The sequence below is a fragment of the Pseudomonas sp. MNR3A genome (assembly GCF_009650575.1).
Lineage (GTDB): Bacteria > Pseudomonadota > Gammaproteobacteria > Pseudomonadales > Pseudomonadaceae > Aquipseudomonas > Aquipseudomonas machongensis.
Map to the genome: position 1 here is coordinate 309,627 of NZ_VZZS01000008.1, position 23,112 is coordinate 332,738.

At 62.6% G+C, this 23,112-nt stretch carries 18 protein-coding genes; 4 read left to right on the forward strand and 14 right to left on the reverse strand.

Annotated features, from left to right (window positions below; all coding sequences use genetic code 11):
- Window positions 1–6 precede the first annotated feature (6 nt).
- The 10 genes from nuoI to F6X62_RS06730 all read right to left on the reverse strand — a co-directional run bounded on the left by nuoI (window position 7) and on the right by F6X62_RS06730 (window position 12,504).
- Entirely contained in the window at window positions 7–555 is a 549-nt protein-coding gene (gene nuoI / locus F6X62_RS06685) for an NADH-quinone oxidoreductase subunit NuoI (RefSeq protein WP_011534620.1), read from the reverse strand.
- 11 nt (window positions 556–566) lie between these two features.
- A complete protein-coding gene (gene nuoH, locus F6X62_RS06690) occupies window positions 567–1,574 on the reverse strand; it encodes an NADH-quinone oxidoreductase subunit NuoH (RefSeq protein ID WP_016488222.1) in 1,008 nt (335 codons plus the stop codon).
- Entirely contained in the window at window positions 1,571–4,285 is a 2,715-nt protein-coding gene (gene nuoG, locus F6X62_RS06695; RefSeq protein ID WP_153773028.1) for an NADH-quinone oxidoreductase subunit NuoG, read from the reverse strand. The genes nuoH and nuoG overlap by 4 nt, the downstream gene beginning before the upstream one ends.
- Window positions 4,286–4,417: 132 nt before the next feature.
- Window positions 4,418–5,782, reverse strand: a complete 1,365-nt coding sequence (gene nuoF, locus F6X62_RS06700) for an NADH-quinone oxidoreductase subunit NuoF (protein WP_054892702.1) — start codon at window positions 5,780–5,782, stop codon at window positions 4,418–4,420.
- Window positions 5,779–6,276 carry an NADH-quinone oxidoreductase subunit NuoE gene (gene nuoE / locus F6X62_RS06705; protein WP_012313767.1) on the reverse strand — a complete coding sequence of 166 codons (498 nt, stop codon included), beginning with the start codon at window positions 6,274–6,276 and terminating at the stop codon, window positions 5,779–5,781. The genes nuoF and nuoE overlap by 4 nt, the downstream gene beginning before the upstream one ends.
- A gap of 2 nt (window positions 6,277–6,278) precedes the next feature.
- The gene (nuoC, locus tag F6X62_RS06710; protein ID WP_153773029.1) at window positions 6,279–8,060 is read right to left on the reverse strand and encodes an NADH-quinone oxidoreductase subunit C/D; all 1,782 of its coding nucleotides are present in this window, start codon (window positions 8,058–8,060) and stop codon (window positions 6,279–6,281) included.
- A 79-nt stretch (window positions 8,061–8,139) separates the two neighbouring features.
- A complete protein-coding gene (locus tag F6X62_RS06715; RefSeq protein WP_029614113.1) occupies window positions 8,140–8,817 on the reverse strand; it encodes an NADH-quinone oxidoreductase subunit B family protein in 678 nt (225 codons plus the stop codon).
- 10 nt (window positions 8,818–8,827) lie between these two features.
- Window positions 8,828–9,241, reverse strand: a complete 414-nt coding sequence (locus F6X62_RS06720) for an NADH-quinone oxidoreductase subunit A (RefSeq protein ID WP_003251427.1) — start codon at window positions 9,239–9,241, stop codon at window positions 8,828–8,830.
- A gap of 707 nt (window positions 9,242–9,948) precedes the next feature.
- On the reverse strand, window positions 9,949–11,274 hold the full coding sequence (aceA, locus tag F6X62_RS06725) for an isocitrate lyase (protein ID WP_054892704.1): 1,326 nt from the start codon (window positions 11,272–11,274) through the stop codon (window positions 9,949–9,951).
- A gap of 495 nt (window positions 11,275–11,769) precedes the next feature.
- Window positions 11,770–12,504: a secretin N-terminal domain-containing protein gene (locus tag F6X62_RS06730; protein ID WP_153773030.1), complete on the reverse strand. Its 735-nt coding sequence runs from the start codon at window positions 12,502–12,504 to the stop codon at window positions 11,770–11,772.
- 181 nt (window positions 12,505–12,685) lie between these two features.
- Between F6X62_RS06730 and F6X62_RS06735 the strand changes: the two genes are divergently transcribed.
- Complete coding sequence (locus F6X62_RS06735; protein WP_153773031.1) at window positions 12,686–14,395, forward strand: S8/S53 family peptidase; 1,710 nt, start codon at window positions 12,686–12,688, stop codon at window positions 14,393–14,395.
- A 133-nt stretch (window positions 14,396–14,528) separates the two neighbouring features.
- Window positions 14,529–15,971, forward strand: coding sequence for a SulP family inorganic anion transporter (locus F6X62_RS06740; protein WP_153773032.1), 1,443 nt, complete (start codon window positions 14,529–14,531; stop codon window positions 15,969–15,971).
- Between the two features lie 66 nt (window positions 15,972–16,037).
- On the opposite strand, the gene fusA is transcribed toward F6X62_RS06740, so the two are convergent.
- Together fusA and F6X62_RS06750 are read right to left on the reverse strand one after the other, a co-directional pair.
- Window positions 16,038–18,149, reverse strand: coding sequence for an elongation factor G (fusA, locus tag F6X62_RS06745; protein WP_153773033.1), 2,112 nt, complete (start codon window positions 18,147–18,149; stop codon window positions 16,038–16,040).
- 71 nt (window positions 18,150–18,220) lie between these two features.
- Window positions 18,221–18,649, reverse strand: a complete 429-nt coding sequence (locus F6X62_RS06750; RefSeq protein ID WP_151923981.1) for a hypothetical protein — start codon at window positions 18,647–18,649, stop codon at window positions 18,221–18,223.
- Window positions 18,650–18,855: 206 nt separating this feature from the next.
- Here F6X62_RS06750 and F6X62_RS06755 point away from each other — a divergent pair, with 206 nt between their 5' ends.
- A complete protein-coding gene (locus F6X62_RS06755) occupies window positions 18,856–19,158 on the forward strand; it encodes a hypothetical protein (RefSeq protein ID WP_153773034.1) in 303 nt (100 codons plus the stop codon).
- Between the two features lie 3 nt (window positions 19,159–19,161).
- Here the strand turns inward: F6X62_RS06755 and F6X62_RS06760 are convergent, their stop codons facing one another.
- Together F6X62_RS06760 and gcvA are read right to left on the reverse strand one after the other, a co-directional pair.
- Window positions 19,162–20,412 (reverse strand): aspartate aminotransferase family protein, encoded by a 1,251-nt coding sequence (locus F6X62_RS06760; RefSeq protein WP_153773035.1) that lies wholly within the window; start codon window positions 20,410–20,412, stop codon window positions 19,162–19,164.
- 110 nt (window positions 20,413–20,522) lie between these two features.
- The gene (gene gcvA, locus F6X62_RS06765) at window positions 20,523–21,419 is read right to left on the reverse strand and encodes a transcriptional regulator GcvA (protein WP_063544338.1); all 897 of its coding nucleotides are present in this window, start codon (window positions 21,417–21,419) and stop codon (window positions 20,523–20,525) included.
- 289 nt (window positions 21,420–21,708) lie between these two features.
- Between gcvA and F6X62_RS06770 the strand changes: the two genes are divergently transcribed.
- The gene (locus F6X62_RS06770) at window positions 21,709–23,094 is read left to right on the forward strand and encodes an amino acid permease (RefSeq protein WP_112897967.1); all 1,386 of its coding nucleotides are present in this window, start codon (window positions 21,709–21,711) and stop codon (window positions 23,092–23,094) included.
- Window positions 23,095–23,112 lie beyond the last annotated feature (18 nt).

The window sequence follows — 23,112 nt, forward strand, 5'->3', positions numbered from 1 at the left end:
CTGTCCTTATGGGAGCAAGCTCTTCACGTTGATCGGCTCGGCTTCGTTCTGCGCAGAGCCTTTCGGCTTGCCAGCGATGGCCATACCCGCAACACGGTAGAAGTTGTAGTCAGGGTTCTTGCCGGGGCCGGAGATCAGCAGATCTTCTTTCTCGTACACCAGGTCCTGACGCTTGAACTCGGCCATTTCGAAATCCGGGGTCAACTGGATCGCGGTGGTCGGGCACGCCTCTTCACACAGGCCGCAGAAGATGCAACGCGAGAAGTTGATGCGGAAGAACTCGGGATACCAACGGCCATCCTCGGTCTCGGCTTTCTGCAACGAGATGCAGCCGACCGGGCAGGCCACCGCGCAAAGGTTGCACGCTACGCAGCGCTCCTCGCCGTCGGGATCGCGGGTGAGGACGATGCGGCCACGATAGCGTGGCGGCAGGTACACGGGCTCTTCGGGGTATTGCAGGGTGTCGCGCTTGCGGAACCCGTGGGAGAACACCATCACCAGGCTGCGCAGCTGAGTGCCGGTGCCCTTAACGATGTCGCCGATATATTTGAACATGGGTCAAATCCTCACTGGGCCGCGACGGCTGGCGTGTTGTAGAGCACGATCGCAGCGGTCACCAGCAAATTGATCAGGGTCAGCGGCAGGCAGAACTTCCAGCTGAAGTCCATCACCTGGTCATAGCGCGGGCGCGGGATCGAGGCGCGCAGCAGGATGAACAGCATGATGAAGAACGCGGTCTTCAACGCGAACCACAGGAACGGCAGTTGCGGCAGGATGCCGAACGGGCCGTGCCAGCCGCCGAAGAACAGGGTAACCAGCAGCGCCGAGATGAGGATGATGCCGATGTACTCACCGACGAAGAACATGCCCCATTTCATGCCGGCATACTCGATGTGGTAGCCGTCGGCCAGTTCCTGTTCCGCTTCTGGCTGGTCGAACGGGTGACGGTGAGTCACGGCGACGCCAGCGATGAAGAAGGTGCAGAAGCCGAAGAACTGCGGAATGATGAACCACAGGTTCTGAGCCTGGTATTCAACGATGTCGCGCATGTTGAACGAGCCCACCTGTACCACCACGCCCATCAGCGCCAGGCCCAGGAACACTTCGTACGACACGGTCTGCGCCGAGGCCCGCAAGCTGCCCAGCAGGGCGTACTTGTTGTTCGACGACCAGCCGGCGAACAGCACCGCGTAGACCGACAGGCCGGCCATGGCGAAGAAGAACAGCAGACCGATGTTCAGGTCGGCAACGCCCCAGCCCGGTGTGATCGGGATGATCGAGAAGCCGATCAGCAGGGCGCTCATGGCCACGACCGGCGCCAGGGTGAAGATCATCTTGTCGACGAAGGGCGGGTTCCAGTCTTCCTTGAAGAACATCTTCAGCATGTCGGCGGCGATCTGGAACATGCCGAACGGGCCGACACGGTTCGGACCGTAGCGGTCCTGCCACCAGCCCAGCAGGCGGCGCTCGACGAAGCTGAGCAGGGCGCCGCAAACCACCACGGCCAGCAGCACCACGATAGCCTTGACGACCTGGATGATCACATCGATCACTTCGGGGGTGAACCAGCTCATTGTGCTGCCTCCTGCAGGCCTTCGACGGATGCACCGAAGATGGCGGGCGGAATGCCGGCCAGGCCTTTGGGCAACGCCACCAGGCCAGCGCCCAGTTCTTCATTGATGCGCAGCGGAAGGCGCAGCGAAACGCCCGCGACGTTCAGGCTCAGCAGTGCGCCGTCGTTTACGCCCAGGCGGTCGGCTTCAGACTTGGCCAGGCCGACGTAGGCGGCCGGGATGCGCTCTTGCACCGGGGCGGCGCGGGAGGAGGACTCTTCGCTGCCGAACAGGTGGAAGAACGGCACGGCAGTCCAGGTCCCGCGCGCCGGGTTGAAGGCAGCCGGGATGGTGTTGAACCAGTTCAGACGATCGCCTTGCGATTCGATCAAGCGCACGCCAGGGTCACCGGCACGCAGGTGGCCACCGACTTCATCCTGGAACTTGTTCCAGGCTTGCGGCGAGTTCCAGCCCGGCGACCAGGCGAATGGCACTTGCTGGCGCGGTTCGGCCGAGCCCGAGTAGCCTTCCATCGAGAAGGCGAACGCGGTGTCCTTGTCCTGCGGTGTGCGCGGCTCGTGAACGCTGATGTTGGCGCGCATGGCGGTACGGCCCGAGTAGCGCAGCGGCTCACGGGCAAGCTTCATGCCCTTGATGCGGAACGCGGCGCTTGGCGCTGCGTTGACGATGCCGGCCAGTTGCGGTGCGGCGTTGGCGCAGGCGCTGGTGACGTGGTCCAGTTGGGTCCAGTCGACCGGCTTGTTCAGCAGGGTGGCACGCAGGGCGTGCATCCAGCGCCAGCCTTCGTGGATCTGGATGCTGCTGTCCAGGTACTGCGGGTCGAACACCTGGAAGAAGCGCTGGGCGCGGCCTTCCTGGCTGACCAGGGTGCCGTCGCCTTCGGCGAAGGACGCTGCGGGCAGGACCAGGTCGGCGCGGTCGCTGGTGGCGGTCTTGGAGTGGTCGGCGACGATCACCACTTTTGCAGCGGCGAGCGCAGCATCGACCTTGGCGGCCGGCACGCGGGTGTACAGGTCGTTCTCCAGCACGACGATGGCGTCGGCCTTGCCGGTGATGACGGCGTCCAGTGCAGCATCGACCGAATCGCCACCCATCATGGCCATGCCGAGGCTGTTGGCCTCAGGCACGACCAGGCTCAGCGAACCGTTCTTCTCGCGCAGCTTGAGCGCTTTGGCGATGTTGGCTGCGGCTTCGATCAGTGCGGCATCAGCCAGCGAAGTACCGGCAACTACCAGTGGGCGCTTGGCGGCGACCAGGGCGTCGGCGATGCGCTGGGCCAGCGCCTTCGCTTCGGCGTCCAGGCCTTCGACGGCGGGTGCGCTCGGGTCGATGGCGTGGGCCACGGCGAAGCCCAGGCGGGCGAGGTCGGCAGGGGCTGCGTGTACGCATTCCTCGGCGACGTCATCGAGCTTGGTCTCGGCCAGCGAGGCAATGAACAGCGGGTACAGCGCGTGCTGGCCGATGTTCTTCACCGCGGCGTCGAGCCATGGCTGCACCTTCATGCCTTCGGCCATGGCCTCGGCCTTGCCCTTGGTGGCCTGGCGAACAGCCAGGGCGACGCGGGCGGCGGTTTGCGTGAGGTCTTCGCCGAGTACGAACACGGCATCGTGAACTTCGATGTCGCGCAGGGTCGGCACCGGCAGCGGGCTGTTGTTCAGCACCTCCAGCACCAGGCGCACGCGGCTCAGCTCACCGGCTTCCATACCCGAGTAGAAGTAGTCGGCGCCGACCAGCTCGCGCAGGCCGTAGTTGCTCTCGAGGCTGGCGCGCGGCGAGCCGATGCCGACGATGGTACGACCGCGCAGCAGGTCAGCGGCCTTGTCCAGCGCGGCGTCGAGGCCCAGCTTGCTGCCATCGGCCAGCAGCGGCTGGCGTGGACGGTCGCTGCGGTTGACGTAGCCGTAGCCGAAGCGGCCACGGTCGCACAGGAAGTACTGGTTCACCGAGCCGTTGAAGCGGTTCTCGATGCGGCGCAGTTCGCCGTAGCGCTCACCGGGGCTGATGTTGCAGCCGCTGGAGCAGCCGTGGCAGATGCTCGGGGCGAACTGCATGTCCCACTTGCGGTTATAGCGCTCGGAGTGGGTCTTGTCGGTGAACACGCCGGTCGGGCAGACCTCGGTCAGGTTGCCAGAGAACTCGCTCTCCAGCACGCCGTCTTCAACGCGACCGAAGTACACGTTGTCGTGGGCGCCATAGACACCCAGGTCGGTACCGCCTGCGTAGTCCTTGTAGTAGCGCACGCAGCGGTAGCAGGCGATGCAGCGGTTCATCTCGTGGGCGATGAACGGGCCGAGGTCCTGGTTCTGGTGGGTACGCTTGGTGAAACGGTAGCGGCGCTCGTTGTGGCCGGTCATTACCGTCATGTCCTGCAGGTGGCAGTGACCGCCTTCCTCGCACACCGGGCAGTCGTGCGGGTGGTTGGTCATCAGCCACTCGACGACGCTGGCACGGAACGCCTTCGACTCGTCATCGTCGATGGAGATCCAGGTGCCGTCGGAGGCAGGGGTCATGCAGGACATGACGATACGACCACGGGTGTCGTTCTCGTCGGTGTACTGCTTGACCGCACATTGCCGGCAGGCGCCGACGCTACCGAGCGCCGGGTGCCAGCAGAAATAAGGGATGTCGAGGCCGAGCGACAGACAGGCCTGTAACAGGTTGTCTGCACCGTTGACTTCGAGCGCTTTGCCGTCTACGTGGATAGTGGCCATGGTTCAAAGTTCTTCGTTGGCCCGCGTGAGCAGGCGTGGCTAATGGAAATCGGTGAGCTTGCGGCCGGCCGCGAATCGTTCGGGCCGGCCTGCAAGCTGGCGGGTGGCACGGACCACCCGCGATTCATCTTGTTATGCGCCGACCACAATCGGCTTGGCCAGGTTCGGGCGCAGGGTGTCGGCAGCGCTAGCGGGCGCGACACCGGCCTCGAACTCGGACCGGAAGTATTTGATGGCACTGCCCAGCGGCTCCACGGCACCCGGTGCGTGAGCACAGAAGGTGCGGCCTGGGCCGAGGAAGTTGACCAGACCCAGCAGGGTCTCGATGTCTTCGGCGCGGCCTTGGCCTTTCTCCAGGGCGCGCAACATCTTCACGCTCCATGGCAGGCCGTCACGGCATGGTGTGCACCAGCCGCACGACTCGCGGGCGAAGAACTCTTCCATGTTGCGCAGCAGCGAGACCATGTTGATGCTGTCGTCGACCGCCATGGCCAGGCCCGTACCCATGCGGGTGCCGACCTTGGCGATACCACCGGCGTACATCTGTGCATCCAGGTGTTCTGGCAGCAGGAAGCCGGTACCGGCACCGCCTGGCTGCCAGCACTTGAGCTTGAAGCCGTCGCGCATGCCACCGGCGTAGTCTTCGAACAGCTCGCGGGCGGTCACGCCGAATGGCAGTTCCCACAGACCCGGGTTCTTCACCTTGCCGGAGAAGCCCATCAGTTTTGTGCCATGGTCTTCGCTGCCTTCACGGGCCAGCGACTTGTACCAGTCGTTGCCGTTGGCGACGATGGCCGGGACGTTGCACAGGGTTTCGACGTTGTTCACGCAGGTCGGCTTGCCCCACACGCCGACAGCGGCAGGGAAGGGCGGCTTGGAGCGTGGGTTGGCGCGGCGGCCTTCGAGCGAGTTGATCAGTGCCGTTTCTTCACCGCAGATGTAGCGGCCGGCACCGGTGTGCACGAACAGCTCGAAGTCAAAACCGGAGCCCAGGATGTTCTTGCCCAGCAGGCCTGCGGCCTTGGCTTCATCGATGGCGCGGTTGAGGTTCTTCGCTGCCGTGGTGTACTCGCCGCGCAGGAAAATGTAGCCACGGTAGGCCTTCAGCGCGCGGGCGCTGATCAGCATGCCCTCGACCAGCAGATGGGGCTGTTGCTCCATCAGCATGCGGTCTTTCCAGGTGTTGGGCTCCATTTCATCCGCGTTGCACAGCAGGTAGCGGATGTTCATGGATTCGTCTTTGGGCATCAGACCCCACTTCACGCCCGTGGGGAAGCCTGCGCCGCCGCGGCCCTTGAGGCCGGAGTCCTTGACGCTTTGCACGATGTCATCGGCGGACATGTCGGCCAGGGCCTTGCGGGCCGCGGCGTAGCCGTTCTTGGACTCGTACTCGGCCAGCCAGACCGGCTCGCCGTCATCACGCAGGCGCCAGGTCAGCGGATGGGTTTCAGCCGAGCGCGCGATGCGGTTGGCCGGGCCGAAGGAAGTGATGGTCATACGTAACCCTCCAGCAGTTTGGAGACGCCTGCAGGCTGCACGTCGCCAAAGGTGTCGTCGTCGATCATCAGCGCGGGGGCCTTGTCGCAGTTGCCCAGGCAGCACACCGGCAGCAGGGTGAAGCGGCCATCGGCGGTGGTCTGGCCCAGGCCGATGCCCAGTTCGCTCTGGATCTGGCTGACGACCGATTCATGGCCGCCGATGTAGCAGACCATGCTGTCGCACACGCGAATGATGTGGCGACCGACCGGCTGGCGGAAGATCTGGCTGTAGAAGGTGGCCACGCCCTCGACGTCGCTGGCAGGGATGCCCAGCACTTCGCCGATCGCGTAGATGGCGCCGTCCGGCACCCAGCCGCGTTCCTTCTGCACGATTTTCAAGGCTTCGATGGACGCCGCGCGCGGGTCCTCGTAGTGGTGCATCTCGTGCTCGATGGCCGAGCGCTCGGTTTCGCTCAGGGCGAAACGGTCGGTTTGGATAAGCGTGCTGTTCATGCTTAGCGGTCCACGTCAGCCATAACGAAGTCGATACTGCCCAGGTACGCGATCAGGTCCGCGACCATGCTGCCCTTGATCACCGAAGGGATCTGCTGCAGGTGCGGGTAGCTCGGGGTACGGATCCGGGTGCGGTAGCTCATGGTGCCGCCATCGCTCGTCAGGTAGTAACTGTTGATGCCCTTGGTCGCCTCGATCATCTGGAACGACTCGTTGGCCGGCATGACCGGGCCCCACGAGACTTGCAGGAAGTGGGTGATCAGGGTCTCGATGTGCTGCAGGGTGCGCTCTTTCGGTGGCGGCGTGGTCAGCGGGTGATCCGCCTTGTACGGGCCTTCCGGCATGTTGCGCAGGCACTGGTCGATGATGCGGATACTCTGGCGCATCTCCTCGACACGGACCATGCAGCGATCATAGGCATCGCCGTTGTGGGCCAGCGGTACATCGAACTCGAAGTTCTCGTAGCCGGAGTAAGGACGGGCTTTGCGCAGGTCGAAGTCGCAACCGGTGGCGCGCAGGCCGGCACCGGTGGTACCCCACTCCAGCGCTTCCTTGGTGTTGTATGCGGCAACGCCGATGGTACGGCCCTTGAGGATGCTGTTCTGCAAGGCGGCCTTGGTGTATTCGTCCAGGCGCTTGGGCAGCCATTCGACGAAATCCTTGACCAGCTTGTCCCAGCCGCGTGGCAGGTCGTGGGCAACGCCGCCGATGCGGTACCAGGCCGGGTGCAGACGGAAACCGGTGATCGCCTCGATCACGGTGTAGGCGCGCTGGCGGTCGGTGAAGGTGAAGAACACCGGGGTCATGGCGCCGACGTCCTGGATGTAGGTACCCAGGAACAGCAGGTGGCTGGTGATCCGGAAGAACTCGGCGAGCATGATGCGAATCACGTCGACTTTCTGCGGCACCTGGATACCGGCCAGCTTCTCGACCGCGAGGACGTACGGCAGGTTGTTCATTACCCCACCGAGGTAGTCGATACGGTCGGTATAGGGGATGAAGCTGTGCCAGGACTGACGCTCGGCCATCTTCTCGGCACCACGGTGGTGGTAGCCGATGTCCGGGACGCAGTCGACGATCTCTTCGCCGTCCAACTGCAGGACGATACGGAAGGCACCGTGGGCAGAAGGGTGGTTGGGGCCGAGGTTGAGGAACATGTAGTCCTCGTTGGCGCCCTGGCGTTTCATGCCCCAGGCCTCGGGGTTGAAGCGCGCCGATTCCTCTTCAAGCTGCTGCTTGGCGAGCGTGAGGCTGTAGGGATCGAATTCGGTGGCGCGGGCAGGGTAGTCCTTGCGCAGCGGGTGACCTTCCCAGGTCGGCGGCATCATGATCCGGCTGAGGTGCGGGTGGCCGGCAAAGTCGATGCCGAACATGTCCCAGACTTCGCGTTCGTACCAGTTGGCGTTCGGCCAGATACCGGTCACGGTCGGCAGGTTCAGGTCGCCTTCGCTGAGCGATACCTTGATCATCACGTCGCTGTTACGCTCGACCGACAACAGGTGGTAGAACACGCTGAAGTCGGCGGCAGGCAGGCCGCGGCGCTGGGTGCGCAGGCGCTCGTCGACGCCATGCAGGTCGTACAGCATGCTGTAGGGCTTGGCCACGCCACGCAGGAAGCTGAGCACTTCCTTGAGCTGGGCGCGTTTGACCCACAGTACGGGCATGCCGGTGCGGGTTTCCTGGGCGACGAATGCTTCGGCGCCAAAGCGGTTGTTCAGTTCGACGACCACATCTTGGTCGTCAGCCTTGTAGGGCGGAATGAAAATAGCGGTGTCCGCTGTCATGGTCTCGGTCGCTTTGGGTCAACGTTGAGAATGAAGCCAGGCCGCCGGCTCCTTGGGGAGCGGGCGGCAGGTCGCTGGATCAGACTTCGTCGGGGCTGCGCAGATTGGTTACCGCAATGCGCTGTTCACGACGCAGGTCTTTCTGGGCAGGCATCTCGGCACGATAAATACCTTGATCACCAACCACCCAGGAGAGCGGGCGTCGTTCTTGGCCGATCGATTCCTGCAACAGCATCAAACCTTGCAGGAAAGCCTCGGGGCGCGGCGGGCAGCCAGGCACATAGACGTCCACGGGGAGGAACTTGTCGACCCCCTGAACGACCGAGTAGATGTCGTACATGCCACCGGAGTTGGCGCACGAACCCATGGAGATGACCCACTTGGGCTCGAGCATCTGCTCGTAGAGGCGCTGGATGATCGGCGCCATTTTGACGAAGCAGGTACCGGCGATGACCATGAAGTCGGCCTGGCGCGGCGAGGCCCGGATGACTTCGGCGCCGAAGCGGGCGATGTCGTGGGGTGCCGTGAAGGCCGTGGTCATTTCCACGTAGCAGCAGGAGAGGCCGAAGTTGTACGGCCAGAGGGAGTTCTTGCGACCCCAGTTGACCGCGCCACGCAGCACATCTTCGAGTTTCCCCATGTAGATGTTCTTGTGGACCTGGTCTTCGAGCAGTTGGTCGGTGACGGTTTCCCGATCACCTACCGGGTACTGCTCGTTGGGCGCATCCGGATCGATTCTGGTGAGATTGTATTGCATTGCCAAAGCCTCATTGTTTCAGCTTCGCTTGCCGCTTGCGGCGACCTTCGGGAGCCCAATCAAGAGCACCGACGCGCCATAGGTAGACAAGACCTGCCAACAGAATTGCTATGAAAACGAGAGCTTCGACGAATCCGGTCCAGCCGCTTTCGCGGACGGACACAGACCATGCAAAGAGAAAGAGGGCTTCGATATCGAAGATCACGAACAGCATCGCGACCAGATAGAATTTGGCGGACAGGCGCAGGCGGGCGCTGCCAACGGGCAGCATGCCGGATTCGAAGGGTTCGTTCTTGGCGCGGCCCCAGGCCTTGCTGCCGAGCAGGCTGGACAGGCCGAGCATGAAGGCACACAGGCCGACGACACCCAGGAGGAAGATGGCAAAGCCCCAGTTGTGGGCGATGAGTCCTGCCGAATCGGACATGCTTGAAATCCTTATACAGAGACCCAGCTCTGCAGTCTGAAATAAGTAGAGCGGCGACGCGGTGTCGCTGATGCAGTGACCAAATGTCGCAGCTGAATCAATCGCGCTGATTTTATGGGTAAACCCACGGCAAGTAAAATTTCCAGTGCAAAATTATTCGTAGGATTAAGAACAAAAATCTTTCGTAAATCGCTGAAAGCCTTGATTTTCGGGCATTCCAATCAGATTTGTTAATTATGTTTCTTGGTTGGCGTAACGAGTCTTCAATTTAATAATGATAATTAATATCATTTGGCTGAGCCGCTGTTTGCCGAGCCATCTGATACCTGTCTAGTTCAATTCGCAATCTTGTCACTTGCAAATGAGAAAAACTCTCGTTCTAGCAGTTGCAGCGTTTTCGTGTACCGCTCTGGGTCAATGTTTCGGCGAATGACGGGGCGGCGGGGGCGGGCGGCAATGGCAAGGAAGCGCAATCGAGCAAGCCGGGTACGGGCTGTGCTTCTTTATATAGGGGGCATCCAGGCGTTGGCTTGGACGAGGCATGTGGCAGTCCTTGCTTGCTGTGCTGCCTCAAGCATAGACCTGATCTCGGGGTTTGCCTCGTCGTCAGGACATCAGGCGCCTGCAGGGGCAGGCAGTGGTGGGGCAGCAGGCAAAAGAAAGCCCGGGGCTTTCTCAAGCCCCGGGCCTCTGTCAGCAATCCACTATCAGTGGAACTGCTCTTCCTCGGTCGAACCGGTCAGTGCCGTCACCGACGAAGCGCCACCCTGGATCACGGTGGTCATGTCGTCGAAATAGCCGGTGCCCACTTCCTGCTGGTGCGCCACGAAGGTGTAGCCCTTGCTGGCGTCGGCGAATTCCTGCTCCTGCAGTTTCACGTAGGCGGTCATGTCGTTGCGGGCGTAGTCGTGCGCCAGGTTGAACATGCCGTGCCACATGTTGTGGATGCCGGCCAGGGTAATGAACTGGTGCTTGTAGCCCATCGCCGACAGTTCGCGCTGGAACTTGGCGATGGTGGCATCGTCCAGGTTCTTCTTCCAGTTGAAGGATGGCGAGCAGTTGTACGACAGCAGTTGGTCCGGGTACTCCTTCTTGATCGCTTCGGCGAAGCGACGGGCTTCGTCCAGGTCCGGCTTGGCGGTTTCACACCAGATCAGGTCGGCGTACGGGGCGTAGGCCAGGCCGCGGGCGATGGCCTGGTCGAGGCCGGCACGTACCTTGTAGAAGCCTTCACGGGTACGCTCGCCGATCACGAACGGCTGGTCGTAAGGGTCGCAGTCGCTGGTCAGCAGGTCGGCAGCGTTGGCGTCAGTGCGAGCGAGGATGATGGTCGGTACGCCCGCAACGTCAGCGGCCAGACGCGCGGCCACCAGCTTCTGTACGGCTTCCTGGGTTGGTACCAGTACCTTGCCGCCCATGTGGCCGCATTTTTTCACCGAGGCCAGCTGGTCTTCGAAGTGCACGCCAGCGGCGCCTGCCTCGATCATGTTCTTCATCAGCTCGTAGGCGTTCAGCACGCCGCCGAAACCGGCTTCGGCGTCAGCCACGATCGGTGCGAAGTAGTCGATGTAGCCATCGTCGCCCGGGTTCTTGCCAGCTTTCCACTGGATCTGGTCGGCGCGGCGGAAGGCGTTGTTGATGCGCTTGACCACGGTCGGTACCGAGTCGACCGGGTACAGCGACTGGTCAGGGTACATGGACTCTGCCGAGTTGTTGTCGGCGGCTACCTGCCAGCCGGACAGGTAGATGGCCTGAATGCCGGCTTTTACCTGCTGCACGGCCTGGCCGCCGGTGAGGGCGCCCATGCAGTTGACGAAATCTTTTTCGGGCCGGAAGGACGGGTGGGCACCTTGGGTGACCAGCTTCCACAGTTTTTCTGCGCCTTGACGAGCAAAAGTGTGCTCTGGCTGCAGGGAGCCACGCAGGCGAACGACATCGGCGGCGGTGTAGGTACGGGTCACGCCTTTCCAGCGCGGGTTTTCGGCCCAGTCTTTCTCGAGGGCTGCAATTTGCTGTTCGCGTGTCAGTGCCATGGAAATAAACCTCGTCGCATCGATCTTGAGTGTAGTTGTGCGGATGCTCAGGGCGCGGAATCAGAGGCTTGGCGGCTGTCCTGTCCGGGGGAGTGCGGCGGCGAACGGGGAAGGCTCGAAGGGGAAGGGGGTGCAGTTCAGGCGAAAGTGTCCCCAGCAGGTTGGCTCGTGGATGCCTTGCTGCGGTGCGACGTCGATTGCCGGTTCTGCGGTGATGCGCTTCCGTCCCTCGGGACAACTTCTTCGTTGCAGTCGCAATCCCGTCGAACCGCCTTGTGGGCCGTATAGACACAGGACGCCTCCAGGGGTGTCGGGAGGGCGTCCCGAAGGCCCTTGCCAGGGCCCCTGATTAGCGGGAGCGAGGCCATCATGCCCTTGGCGAAAAGAGCCTGTCAAATGTTTTGTAGTGCTTTTTTTGGCTTACTACATCTTTGGTCTAATGCGACTCTGTAGTCAGTTTCAAGGCCCTTGGTCGAGGCCTTGAACGGCCTGGGATCAGTCGAGAAGGTCGACTTTGACGCGTAGCGTCATGTTTTCACCGCGCTGGGTGCTGTAAGTAAGGGCCGAAGGACTATTGTCGGCCTGACTCTGCTGGTTGTACCCCGCCAGGGTGATCCACTCGCCGAGCCTTCCAGAGACAGTTGTGTCGGTACTCTGCACCTTCACTACATCCTGGCGTTCCTGGCTCATTCGATCATTATTGGTGCTGATTTGCAGACGAACCGTTTCACCGCTGACGCTCGGCGTGACGTAGAAACCCTGGGTCACATTGCGGTATTGGGTGTCGCTCTGGATGCGTCCATAACCATCGGTCGAGGTGCTGGTGATGGGGATGCTCTGGCCGATCTGGATCAGCGCCGGCTGGCCTTCGCTGGCCTGGATCTGCTGCAGGCCGCCTTCGCGGTTGCTGGTGCCGTACTGGATGACCCGGGCGTTGCCGCGGTTGTCCTGGTAGTTGCTGTCGTTGTTGTCGACGCTGATCAGCAGGCGTTTGGGCGCAGTGTCCAACTGCTGTAGCAAGGCGCGCAGGTCGTCGATGCGTTCCGGGCTGGCATTGACGATCAATTTGTTCTCGAAGGCGCTGACGGTTCCGTCCTTTCCAAGAAAGGACTGGGCGGTCGGCAACAGCTCGGCGCTGCTGCGGTGCTGCAGCGGCACGACTTCGGTGGCCGCCTGCGCGGTGAGGCTGGCCGCCAGCAGCAGGGCGGTGACAAGGGGGCGTAGCGGCATGTTGGTGGTCTCCGCAGGTTGAATAGACATGATGGCAAATTTGCCAGCATTGTGCCGTGTCTGGATCACAGGGATTTGAAATTTGCAGTGCGGCTACGGAGCTTTCGCGGGCTATCGTCAACAGCTGAACCATCGCCTGAGCGCTGGGGTCGCAGCAAAAAGACCACGGCAGACCCTCAGCATGAAGCGCTACCTACCTTTGTTGTTGCTTGTTCTTGGACAGAGTGCCATCGCCGAACCGCGCATCCAGCAGTTGCAGCGCTGCGGCGATTTGCTGTCCGAGGCCTCGCAGCACTGGTGCCTGCGCGCGCAAGGTCTGGAGCACCAGGCTCCACAGGTGTGGCTGGGCGACCGGGCCTTGCCTGCCAGTGCCGTGCTGCGCGAGGGCGACAGGCTCGAGTTCACGCTCGACCAGCCCGGTCCGAGCGCTCCTTTGTGGCTGCAGGTCGGCGGGCAGAAAAGCAATCCGGTCTGGCTCACTCGCCAGCGCAGCCATGTGGTCGCCGCAGGCCCGCACGAGGTGGCCAGGAACATGGACGGCCTGACCACCTACCTCGACCTGGTCAGCCTGCTGATCGAGGAAAAGCACAACGGGCGCGAGGAGGCGCAACGTATCGCCGACAAATATGGTGCGCAGGTGGTGGGGGCGATCCCGCCGTTGAACGTCTACCAACTGCGCCTGCCGGTACGTGATCTTGTACAACGCGATGCGATGATCCTGCGCATGGGCAGCGAGCTCAGCGTGGACGCGGTGATCGTCGAAGAGTCGGCGCCGGAGCGAGGTGAGGAAGGCGAGGGCGGCAAGGCTACGGTCATCGACCAGGCCGACGAGTGGGCGGCCAATCGTTTCACGGATGCCCTGTACTACTACCAGCGCCGGGTCCCGGCCTCGAACGTGCCTGTACAGCCGATACGTGTGGGCGTGATCGAGCGCGAGCTGGATTTCGACGCTGCGCCCTTTCAGGCTTATCGCGGCGCCTGCGGGCCAAGACAGGCCTGCCTTTATGGCCGCGACGGCGCACGTGCGCAGAGCCACGGCAGCCACGTCGCCGGTATCCTGGCCGGGCATGGGGAGGGGGTGGCAGGTGGCTTTCTCAGCGGCCTGGGCAAGGCCAGCCCCGGGTTCGAGGTGATCGTCGAGCGCAACTCGGATGCAGGTATCACCGCCAACATCGCCGCGTCGGTCAACCTGGTCGAGGACGGCGTACGGGTGCTCAACTGGAGTTGGGGTATCCACCGCGTCGGCGCCAGAAGCGTGGAGGGCGACGAGGTCGATTCGCTGGTGCGCTCGGGGTTGGCCATGAGTGGCTACGAGGAGTTGCTCGAGGAATTCTTCCTGTGGCTGCGCAGCGAGCACCCGGATGTGGTGGTGGTCAATTCCGCGGGCAATGGCTCGTCATGGTCTGGCACCGATGAATACCGTTTGCCATCGTCGTTCGTGACCGAGCAATTGCTGGTGGTGGGCGGGCATCAACGCAGCGAGCGCGACACCGCGGTTGACGATCCGCAACATGTGGTCAAGCGCCGCAGCTCCAACGTCGACATGCGTGTGGATGTCAGTGCAGCAGCCTGCCTGCAACCTGCCGATGCTGGCAAGCCGCACTGCGGTACGTCCTATGCAACGCCATTGGTGGCCTCGACGGTGGCGGCGATGTTGTCGATCAATCCGCAGCTTACGCCCGAGCAGGTGCGTATGTTGCTGCGCCGCAGTGCCCTGACCATGGGCTCTGAACAGGACTTCGAGGCGATGGATGCCGAGGACCTGACTGCGCCGATCCTGCCGTCGGAGCGCAATGGTCGTCTCAATGACCCGGACCTGGGCCGCTCGGCACGGCTGGACATGCAGCGCGCGCTGGATCTCGCGGTGCAGAGCCGGGAGCGTGTGCGCTGAGCAGAGCGGCGGTGGCCGCTGTCAGACAAATTCCGTAACATCGCGCCCCTCGATTTTGCTTCCGCTCGTGTGATTGGGGTCACCCAGTGCACCCGCGCGCTGTCGCCCAGACTGGACACTTCACAGGATCTACATGAAACCCGCCCGACTTCGCGCCGACGTCCTCGCTGGCCTGACCACTTCCTTCGCCCTGGTGCCCGAGTGCATCGCCTTCGCCCTGGTGGCGCACCTCAATCCGCTGATGGGGCTCTACGGTGCCTTCATCATTTGCACGCTGACCGCGTTGTTCGGCGGTCGCCCAGGGATGATCTCCGGCGCCGCCGGGTCGATGGCGGTGGTGATCGTCGCCCTGGTCGTGCAGCACGGTGCCCAGTATCTGCTGGCCACGGTGCTGCTTGGCGGGATCGTGATGATCCTGTTCGGCGTGCTGCGCCTTGGCAAGCTGGTGCGTCTGGTGCCTTACCCGGTGATGCTTGGCTTCGTCAATGGCCTGGCCATCGTCATCGCCATGGCCCAGCTCGAGCATTTCAAGGACGGCGAACACTGGCTCGGCGGGAAGCCGCTGCTGCTGATGGTCGGCCTGGTAGCCCTGACGATGCTGGTGGTCTACGTACTGCCGAAGCTGACCCGCGCGGTGCCGCCAGCGCTGGTGGCGATTGTCGGTGTGGGCCTGCTGGTCTACCTGCTCGAGCTGCCGACCCGCACCCTCGGCGACATGGCGCACATCGCCGGCGGCCTGCCGCAACTGGCCTGGCCGGAGGTGCCCTGGAACCTTGAGACGCTGAAGATCATCGCCCCCTATGCGCTGGTGATGGCCATGGTCGGTCTGCTGGAAACCCTGCTGACCCTCAATCTCACCGATGAGATTACCGAGAGCCGCGGTTTCCCTGATCGTGAATGTGTGGCGCTGGGCGCGGCCAACATGGTGTCGGGGCTGTGCGGTGGCATGGGCGGCTGCGCGATGATCGGCCAGACCGTGATCAACCTCAGCTCCAATGGCCGCGGTCGGTTGTCGGGCGTGGTGGCGGGGGTGATGATCCTGCTGTTCGTGTTGTTCCTGTCGCCGCTGATCGAGCGTATTCCGCTGGCGGCACTGGTCGGGGTGATGTTCGTCGTGGCGCAGCAGACCTTCGCCTGGGCGTCGCTGCGAGTACTGCACAAGGTGCCGAAAAGCGATGTGTTGGCGATCATTGCCGTGACGGTGGTCACGGTACTGACGGACCTGGCCGCCGCGGTGCTGTTCGGGATCGTCATCGCGGCCATCAACTTCGCCTGGCAGCATGCTCGTGAGCTGTATGCCGATAGCCACGAGGATGGCCAGGGCGGCAAGATTTACCAGGTGCATGGCACCTTGTTCTTTGCCTCGACCACACCGTTTCTCGAGCAGTTCGATCCGGCGCAGGATCCGCAGAGCGTGACGCTGGACTGCAAGCACCTGAGCTTCGTCGACTACTCGGCGATCGCCGCGTTGAAGACCCTGCGCGAGCGGTATTCCCGCGCGGGCAAGCACCTGCGCGTGGTGCATCTGTCGGAGCGGTGCAAGAAGCTGTTGCGGCGGGCAGGCGAGCAGCATTGAGGTTCCGAGTCGGCGGGGCCGACGCCATCGCGGGGCAATCGGGACCCCGCGATGAGCTCGCCTGGGCTATTCCCCCCGGTTCTTCTTCACGATGCCATCGGCGATACTCGCCGGCGCCTCTGCATAGCGCGTGAACTCCATTGAGAAGCTGGCCCGGCCTTGGGTCATCGAGCGCATCGAGGTGGCGTAGCCGAACATCTCGCCCAACGGCACCTCGGCGCGAATCACCTTGCCGGCGGGCGTCTCGTCACCATCCTGGATCATCCCGCGGCGACGGCTCAGGTCGCCCAGAATGTCGCCCTGGTACTCCTCGGGCGTTACCACCTCGACCTTCATCACCGGCTCCAGCAACACCGCGCCGCCTTTTTGAGACAGCTGCTTGGTCGCCATGGATGCGGCGATCTTGTAGGCCATTTCGTTGGAGTCGACGTCGTGGTAGGAGCCGTCGAACACTGCGGCCTTGAGGTTGATCAGCGGATACCCGGCGAGCACGCCGTTCTTCATCTGTTCCTCGATGCCTTTCTGGATCGCCGGGATGTACTCGCGTGGCACCACGCCGCCGACGATCTCATTGATGAACTCCAGGCCTTCCTTGCCTTCGTCGCCCGGGGCGAAGCGGATCCAGCAATGGCCATACTGACCGCGTCCGCCAGACTGTCGGACGAAGCGGCCTTCGATCTCGCAGGTGTTGCGGATTTTTTCGCGGTAGGCGACCTGTGGTTTGCCAATGTTGGCTTCGACGTTGAACTCCCGGCGCATGCGGTCGACGATGATGTCCAGGTGCAGCTCGCCCATGCCCGAGATGATGGTCTGCCCGGTCTCTTCGTCGGTGCGCACGCGGAACGAGGGGTCTTCCTGGGCGAGCTTGCTCAGGGCGATCCCCATCTTCTCCTGGTCGGCCTTGGTTTTCGGCTCGACCGCGACCGAGATCACCGGGTCCGGGAAGTCCATGCGCTCGAGGATGATCGGCTTGTCGATGTCGCACAGGGTGTCGCCGGTGGTCACGTCCTTCATGCCGATCAGCGCGGCGATGTCGCCCGCGCACACGTCTTTGATTTCGGCGCGCTGGTTGGCGTGCATCTGGACCATGCGGCCGATGCGTTCCTTCTTGCCCTTGACCGAGTTGAGCACCGCATTGCCGGAACTGAGTACGCCGGAGTAGACGCGAGCGAAGGTCAGGGTGCCGACGAAGGGGTCGGTGGCGATCTTGAAGGCGAGTGCGGAGAACGGTTCCTTGTCGTCGGCATGGCGCTCGAGGTGCTTTTCCTCGTCGTCCGGGTCGGTGCCCTTGATTGCAGGGATTTCGCTGGGGGCGGGGAGGTAGTCGATCACAGCGTCCAGCATCAGTGGCACGCCCTTGTTCTTGAACGAGGAGCCAAGGATGGTCGGTACGATCTCGTTGGCGATGGTGCGTTGGCGCAGGGCGGCCTTGATCTCGTCGATGCTCAGTTCTTCTCCTTCAAGAAACTTAAGGGTCAGTTCGTCATTGGCTTCGGCCGCGGCCTCGACCATGTGCGCGCGCCATTCGTCGGCCAGGGCCTGCAGTTCGGCGGGAATCGGTTCTTCGCGGTAGCTGGTGCCCTGGTCGGCGTCGTTCCAGTAGATGGCCTTCATCTTCACCAGGTCGATCTGGCCGATGAAGTTTTCTTCGCTGCCGATGGCCAGCTGGATGGGCACCGGGTGGTGGCCCAGACGCTGGTCGATCTGCTTCACCACGCGCAGGAAGTCTGCCCCCTGGCGATCCATCTTGTTGATGTAGGCCAAGCGTGGCACGTGGTACTTGTTGGCCTGGCGCCACACCGTCTCGGACTGCGGTTCGACCCCGTCGGCGCCGCTGAACACCACCACCGCGCCATCGAGCACGCGCAGCGAGCGCTCCACCTCGATGGTGAAGTCGACGTGGCCGGGCGTATCGATGATGTTGAAACGGTACTTGTCGGCGAACTGCTTGGTCGAGCCTTGCCAGAACGCCGTGGTCGCCGCCGAGGTGATGGTGATGCCGCGCTCTTGCTCCTGGGCCATCCAGTCCATGGTCGCGGCGCCATCGTGGACCTCGCCCATCTTGTGGTTGACCCCGGTGTAGAACAGGATGCGTTCCGTTGTGGTGGTCTTGCCGGCATCGACGTGGGCGACGATGCCGATATTGCGGTACAGCTCGATGGGGGTTGTGCGGGCCATGGCAGGTCACCTGCAGGTGAGGATTCTCCCACGGTAGCAGACCGGGAGAATCCTGCTGCGCCGCCGGGCTGTCAGTCGGCCTGGGCTTGCAGTATCCAAGTGCCATCGACCTCGCGCGCCAGGCCGCTGGCCGGGAGCAGGGCCAGCAGCCGCTCATGCAGGTTCGTTTCGGTGAAAGTGCGCAGGGTGTTCAGATCGAGCTGGCCGAGCAGAGGCAGGTCGTTCTTGGTGTATGACAGCCAGGCTTTTTTCAAGGCTTGCAGCACATCGCTGCCTGCGGTGTTGGCGAAGCGGCGGTGCATCGGGCGGCCATCGAACTCGAAGGTGTGGCGGTGGCTGTAGCTGGTCTCGTCGCCGTTCAGCTCGACGCAGCGATGACAGCGACAGGCGCCGTCGCCAAAGGCGTTGCGCAGGTAGGTGTTGAAGTCCACGACGGGCTTGAGGGTCAGGCGTTTGTCGACCTCGAACAGGTCGGCGATCAGGGGTTCTTCGGCGCTCACGTGGTGTCCTCCTCTGGTATGGCGTGCATCGCCCGGCACCCTAACAGATCGACGGGGCCAGATCACCTGTTGCAGGCCGGCGCGTCGCAGGCGAGTCCACCGCGCTTCGTCGCTGCGGTTGACCCGCGAACAGGCCATTAGAGACAACAGGGATCACCTGCCGTACTCTACGCGCCCATTCGACCATCCTCCCGAGGTAACCCCGCTTGAGCACCAAGTACCCCTACACCGCCACCGTGACCGTCAGCGCCGAAGACCGCGGCGGCGATACCGAAGCCTCGGAAAACCCAGGCATGCGCATCGGTCTCGAGGCGGTGACCGAAACGCTGAAGAAGGTGCATTTCGTCGGTACGCTCGCGGCTCCTGAAAAGTCGGCCACGCACATCTGTGTCACGCTTGAGAACGGCCTGACTTACTACGGCCCGATCGTCAACGGCCATGCCGAGCTCGAAGGTGGCTGGATCGCCTTCGAGTCCGACATGCTCACGCCAGAAGAACTGGGGCTCTGAGTCTCAGTCCAGTGCGGCCAGGCACTGTTCGAGAATATCCAGCCCGTCCTCGAGTACTTCGGCTTCGATGGTCAGCGGCGCCAGCAGGCGAATGATGTGGCGGGCCTTGCCACTGGGCATCAGCAGCAACCCCTTGGCTCGTGCAGCGTCCATTACCTTGGCCAGTTGCGCAGGCGCCGGGCTGCCGTCGGGGTTGACGAACTCGATCCCTCGCATTGCGCCAACGCCGGTCAGGCGCCCCAGGTAACGGCACAGGCCACTGGCCTTCCAGTGTTCGAAGCGTCTCACGATGGCCTGCTCCTGGCGCTCGCCCCAGGTGGCGAGGTTCTCGTCGCTCATCTGCGCCAGGCTGGCCAGGGCCGCGGCACAGGCGATGGGATTACCCGAATAGGTGCCGCCAAGCCCGCCCTTGGGCAGGGCATCCAGCAGTTCACGTCGCCCGACCACTGCACCCAGCGGCATGCCGCCGGCGATGCTCTTGGCCAGCAACAGCAGATCCGGTTCGATGCCCAGGCGTGGGAAGGCGAAGCGCTGGCCGGTGCGTCCGAAACCGGACTGGATCTCGTCGATGATGATGAGAATGCCATGTTGGTCGCAGAAGCCGCGCAGGGCTTGGGCGAAGGTGGGGTCCAGCGCGAGGAAGCCGCCTTCGCCTTGCACCGGTTCGAGGATGAAGGCTGCCACATCCTCGACCGCAAGCTCGACGCTGAACAGCCGTTCCATGGCCTTGAGTGCCTGTTCGCAGGTCACGCCGGTATCGGCACTGGGGTAGGGCAGGTGATAGACCGGCCCCGGCAGCTCACCCACGCGTTGCTTGTAGGGGGCGACCTTGCCGTTGAGGTTGAGGGTGGCCAGGGTGCGGCCATGGAAGCCGCCGTCGAAGGCGATGACGGCGCGCTTGCCGGTGGCGCCACGGGCCACCTTCAACGCGTTCTCTGCGGCTTCGGCGCCGCTGTTGGTGAGCATGCCGGCGAGCGGGTAGTTCACTGGAACGAACCCTCTCAGTTGCTCCATGAGGTCAAGATAAGGCGCATGGGGCGCTGCATTGAAAGCGTAGTGGGTTAGGCGAGCGGCCTGGTGCTGAATGGCCTCAACCACTGCCGGGTTGCAGTGGCCCAGGTTGAGCACGCCGATACCGCCGACGAAGTCGATATAGCGCTTGCCGTCGGTATCCCAGACTTCGGCGTTGCGGCCATGGGAAAGTGTGATCGGGTGAACGATGGCGATGGACTGGCTGATACTTTCCTGATTCATGGACGCACGGAACCTTGTTCGAATTTCTTATTATCCAAGCGCGATGAATGTGTGTTCGGCAAACGAATTATTCGATTGGGATCATTCCTTGGATTCTCGAAGTTCGACTTTTAACCCTCTTCAGCTGCCCGTTCCAGGATCCACTCCACGAAGGCCTTCACCTTGGGGACTTCGGCCGCATGCTCGGCATGGGCCATGAAGTGCCGGCCATTGCTCGCCACCGGATGATTCCACGGCACCACCAGCTTGCCTTCGCTCAGTTCCTCGGCCACCAGATAACGCGGAATCAGGGCAATTCCGCAGCCTGCGATGGCTGCGCGGATGCACAGGTAGAAGGTGTCGAAGCGTGGTCCGTGGTAGCTGTTCTGGCTGTGCAGCCCCAGCCCAAGGAACCACTCGTGCCAGGCTTCGGGCCTCGATGCGCATTGCAGCAGACGGTGCTCGGTCAGCGACTGGGCACTGCCGAACGCATGTGCCTGCAACAGTTGTGGTGCGCACACCGGCACCACCTCCTCGCTGAACAGCTCCAGGCAGGTGGCGCCGGGCCAGGTGCCCTGGCCAAAGAAGAACGCGATATCGACCTTGGCCTGCACGAGGTCGAATGGCTCCAGTTCGTTACGCACGTCCAGGTGGATGCGCGGATGGCGTTCGCCGAAACCTTTGAGGTGTGGCACCAACCAGCGCGCCCCGAAGGTGGGTTGGGTGGCGATGCGCAGGACTTCCGTCTCGTCGCCGTAGCTGAGGATGTAGCGGCTGGAGATGTCGATCTGGGTGAGGATCTTGTTCACTTCGGTGAGGTACAGCGCGCCTGCCGGGGTCAGGTGCAGGCGTCGGCGAATACGCTGGAACAGCGGGTGGGACAACATGTCTTCGAGCTGTGCGACCTGTTTGCTCACCGCGCTCTGGGTGAGGTGCAACTCCTGCGCCGCACGGGTAAAGCTCAGGTGGCGGGCGGCTGCCTCGAAGCATTGCAGGGCGGTGGTGGAGGGCATCAGGCGTTTGGACATGACAGGCGTTACCAGGCAGGAAAAATAAGAAATGCATTCCAAAACGGAATCATGTGTTTCTAAAAGGTCGTTTGTTGAGCCACGCCTATAGATTAATACTGACCTGGATCAACGATTACAACCCGATGGAGAGGCAAGAGAAAAAACACCCCTTACTCCAACTTCCTGTCCTGTGCGCAGTGACAGCGAAAACTGCACAACAACAAGAAACAACAGCACAGACCTACAACAAAATCTGCTCAGACTCATCGCCGCCTTTTGCGGCGGCCGACCCATCAGAGGGTTCCCCATGGCATCGTCACAACAAAAGAAACAGCGTTCGCTGCAGCACGGCCTGACTTCGCGCCAGGTGTCCATGATTTCCATCGCAGGCATCATTGGTGCCGGCCTGTTCATCGGCTCCTCCAACGCCATCGCCACGGCAGGCCCGGCGATCCTCATTTCCTATGCCATGACCGGCCTGCTGGTGCTGCTGGTGATGCGCATGCTTGGCGAAATGGCCATCGCCAACCCCAACAGCGGTTCGTTTTCCACCTACGCCACCGAGGCCATCGGACCTTGGGCCGGTTTCACCATCGGCTGGCTGTACTGGTGGTTCTGGGTATTGATCATCCCGGTCGAGGCGATCGCTGGCGCCGATATCCTCCATGCCTATTTTCCCGATGTGCCGTCCTGGCTATTCGCCTTCCTGATCATGGTGCTGCTGTCGGGGACCAACCTGGTCAGCGTGAAGAACTTCGGCGCCTTCGAGTACTGGTTCGCGTTGATCAAGGTGGTCGCCATTCTCGCCTTCATCATCATTTGCAGCCTGGCACTGTTCGGCGTCTGGCCGTTGGCCAAGGTCTCCGGCGTCAGCCAGCTGTGGGCCAACGGAGGCTTCATGCCCAATGGCTTTGGCACGGTGCTGGGGGGCGTGCTGATCACTATCTTCTCCTTCTTCGGTGCCGAGATCGTCACCATTGCCGCCGATGAAACCGCCAACCCCAAGGAGAAGATCCGTCGTGCCACCAACCTTGTGGTGTATCGCATCGCTATCTTCTACCTGGCGTCGATCTTCCTGGTGGTGTCGCTGGTAGCTTGGAACGATCCGGGGCTCAAGGCCGTGGGCTCGTTCCAGCGCGTGCTGGAGGTGCTCAATGTGCCGGGCGCCAAGCTGGTGGTCGATCTGGTGGTGTTGGTGGCGGTGACCAGTTGCATGAACTCCGGGCTCTACACGGCCTCGCGGATGCTCTATTCGTTGGGCGCTCGCGGTGAGGCGCCGAGCATGACCCGGCGGATTTCCGGGGCTGGTGTGCCGACCGTAGCAGTGATCCTTTCGACGTTGGCGGGTTTCGCCGGCTGCTTCGTCAACTATGTGTTCCCGGGCAAGGTATTCGGTTTCCTGTTGTCGACCACGGGGGCCATCGCCCTGCTGGTGTACCTGGTGATTGCTGTTTCGCAACTGCGCATGCGTGCGCGGGCTGAGCGTGAGGGGACGGAGCTTGCATTGAAGATGTGGTTGTTCCCATGGCTCACCTGGCTGGTGATCGGGACTATCGTACTGGTGCTGGGGTACATGCTGTTCAGCGATGCCTATCGCTACGAAACCCTGATGACGGCCGGGGTTACGGCGGTGATCCTGCTGATTTCCGTGACACGGCGGCGAGAGAGGGCTGGTCGGGTGCAAGTCGTTTGAGGCTTGCGCTCATCCTGT

Bases quoted from the DNA above. Each gene is read 5' to 3' on its own strand.
- nuoI (WP_011534620.1), bottom strand. From the start codon at position 555: ATGTTCAAATATATCGGCGACATCGTTAAGGGCACCGGCACTCAGCTG.
- nuoH (WP_016488222.1), bottom strand. From the start codon at position 1,574: ATGAGCTGGTTCACCCCCGAAGTGATCGATGTGATCATCCAGGTCGTC.
- nuoG (WP_153773028.1), bottom strand. From the start codon at position 4,285: ATGGCCACTATCCACGTAGACGGCAAAGCGCTCGAAGTCAACGGTGCA.
- nuoF (WP_054892702.1), bottom strand. From the start codon at position 5,782: ATGACCATCACTTCCTTCGGCCCGGCCAACCGCATCGCGCGCTCGGCT.
- nuoE (WP_012313767.1), bottom strand. From the start codon at position 6,276: ATGAACAGCACGCTTATCCAAACCGACCGTTTCGCCCTGAGCGAAACC.
- nuoC (WP_153773029.1), bottom strand. From the start codon at position 8,060: ATGACAGCGGACACCGCTATTTTCATTCCGCCCTACAAGGCTGACGAC.
- F6X62_RS06715 (WP_029614113.1), bottom strand. From the start codon at position 8,817: ATGCAATACAATCTCACCAGAATCGATCCGGATGCGCCCAACGAGCAG.
- F6X62_RS06720 (WP_003251427.1), bottom strand. From the start codon at position 9,241: ATGTCCGATTCGGCAGGACTCATCGCCCACAACTGGGGCTTTGCCATC.
- aceA (WP_054892704.1), bottom strand. From the start codon at position 11,274: ATGGCACTGACACGCGAACAGCAAATTGCAGCCCTCGAGAAAGACTGG.
- F6X62_RS06730 (WP_153773030.1), bottom strand. From the start codon at position 12,504: ATGCCGCTACGCCCCCTTGTCACCGCCCTGCTGCTGGCGGCCAGCCTC.
- F6X62_RS06735 (WP_153773031.1), top strand. From the start codon at position 12,686: ATGAAGCGCTACCTACCTTTGTTGTTGCTTGTTCTTGGACAGAGTGCC.
- F6X62_RS06740 (WP_153773032.1), top strand. From the start codon at position 14,529: ATGAAACCCGCCCGACTTCGCGCCGACGTCCTCGCTGGCCTGACCACT.
- fusA (WP_153773033.1), bottom strand. From the start codon at position 18,149: ATGGCCCGCACAACCCCCATCGAGCTGTACCGCAATATCGGCATCGTC.
- F6X62_RS06760 (WP_153773035.1), bottom strand. From the start codon at position 20,412: ATGAATCAGGAAAGTATCAGCCAGTCCATCGCCATCGTTCACCCGATC.
- gcvA (WP_063544338.1), bottom strand. From the start codon at position 21,419: ATGTCCAAACGCCTGATGCCCTCCACCACCGCCCTGCAATGCTTCGAG.
- F6X62_RS06770 (WP_112897967.1), top strand. From the start codon at position 21,709: ATGGCATCGTCACAACAAAAGAAACAGCGTTCGCTGCAGCACGGCCTG.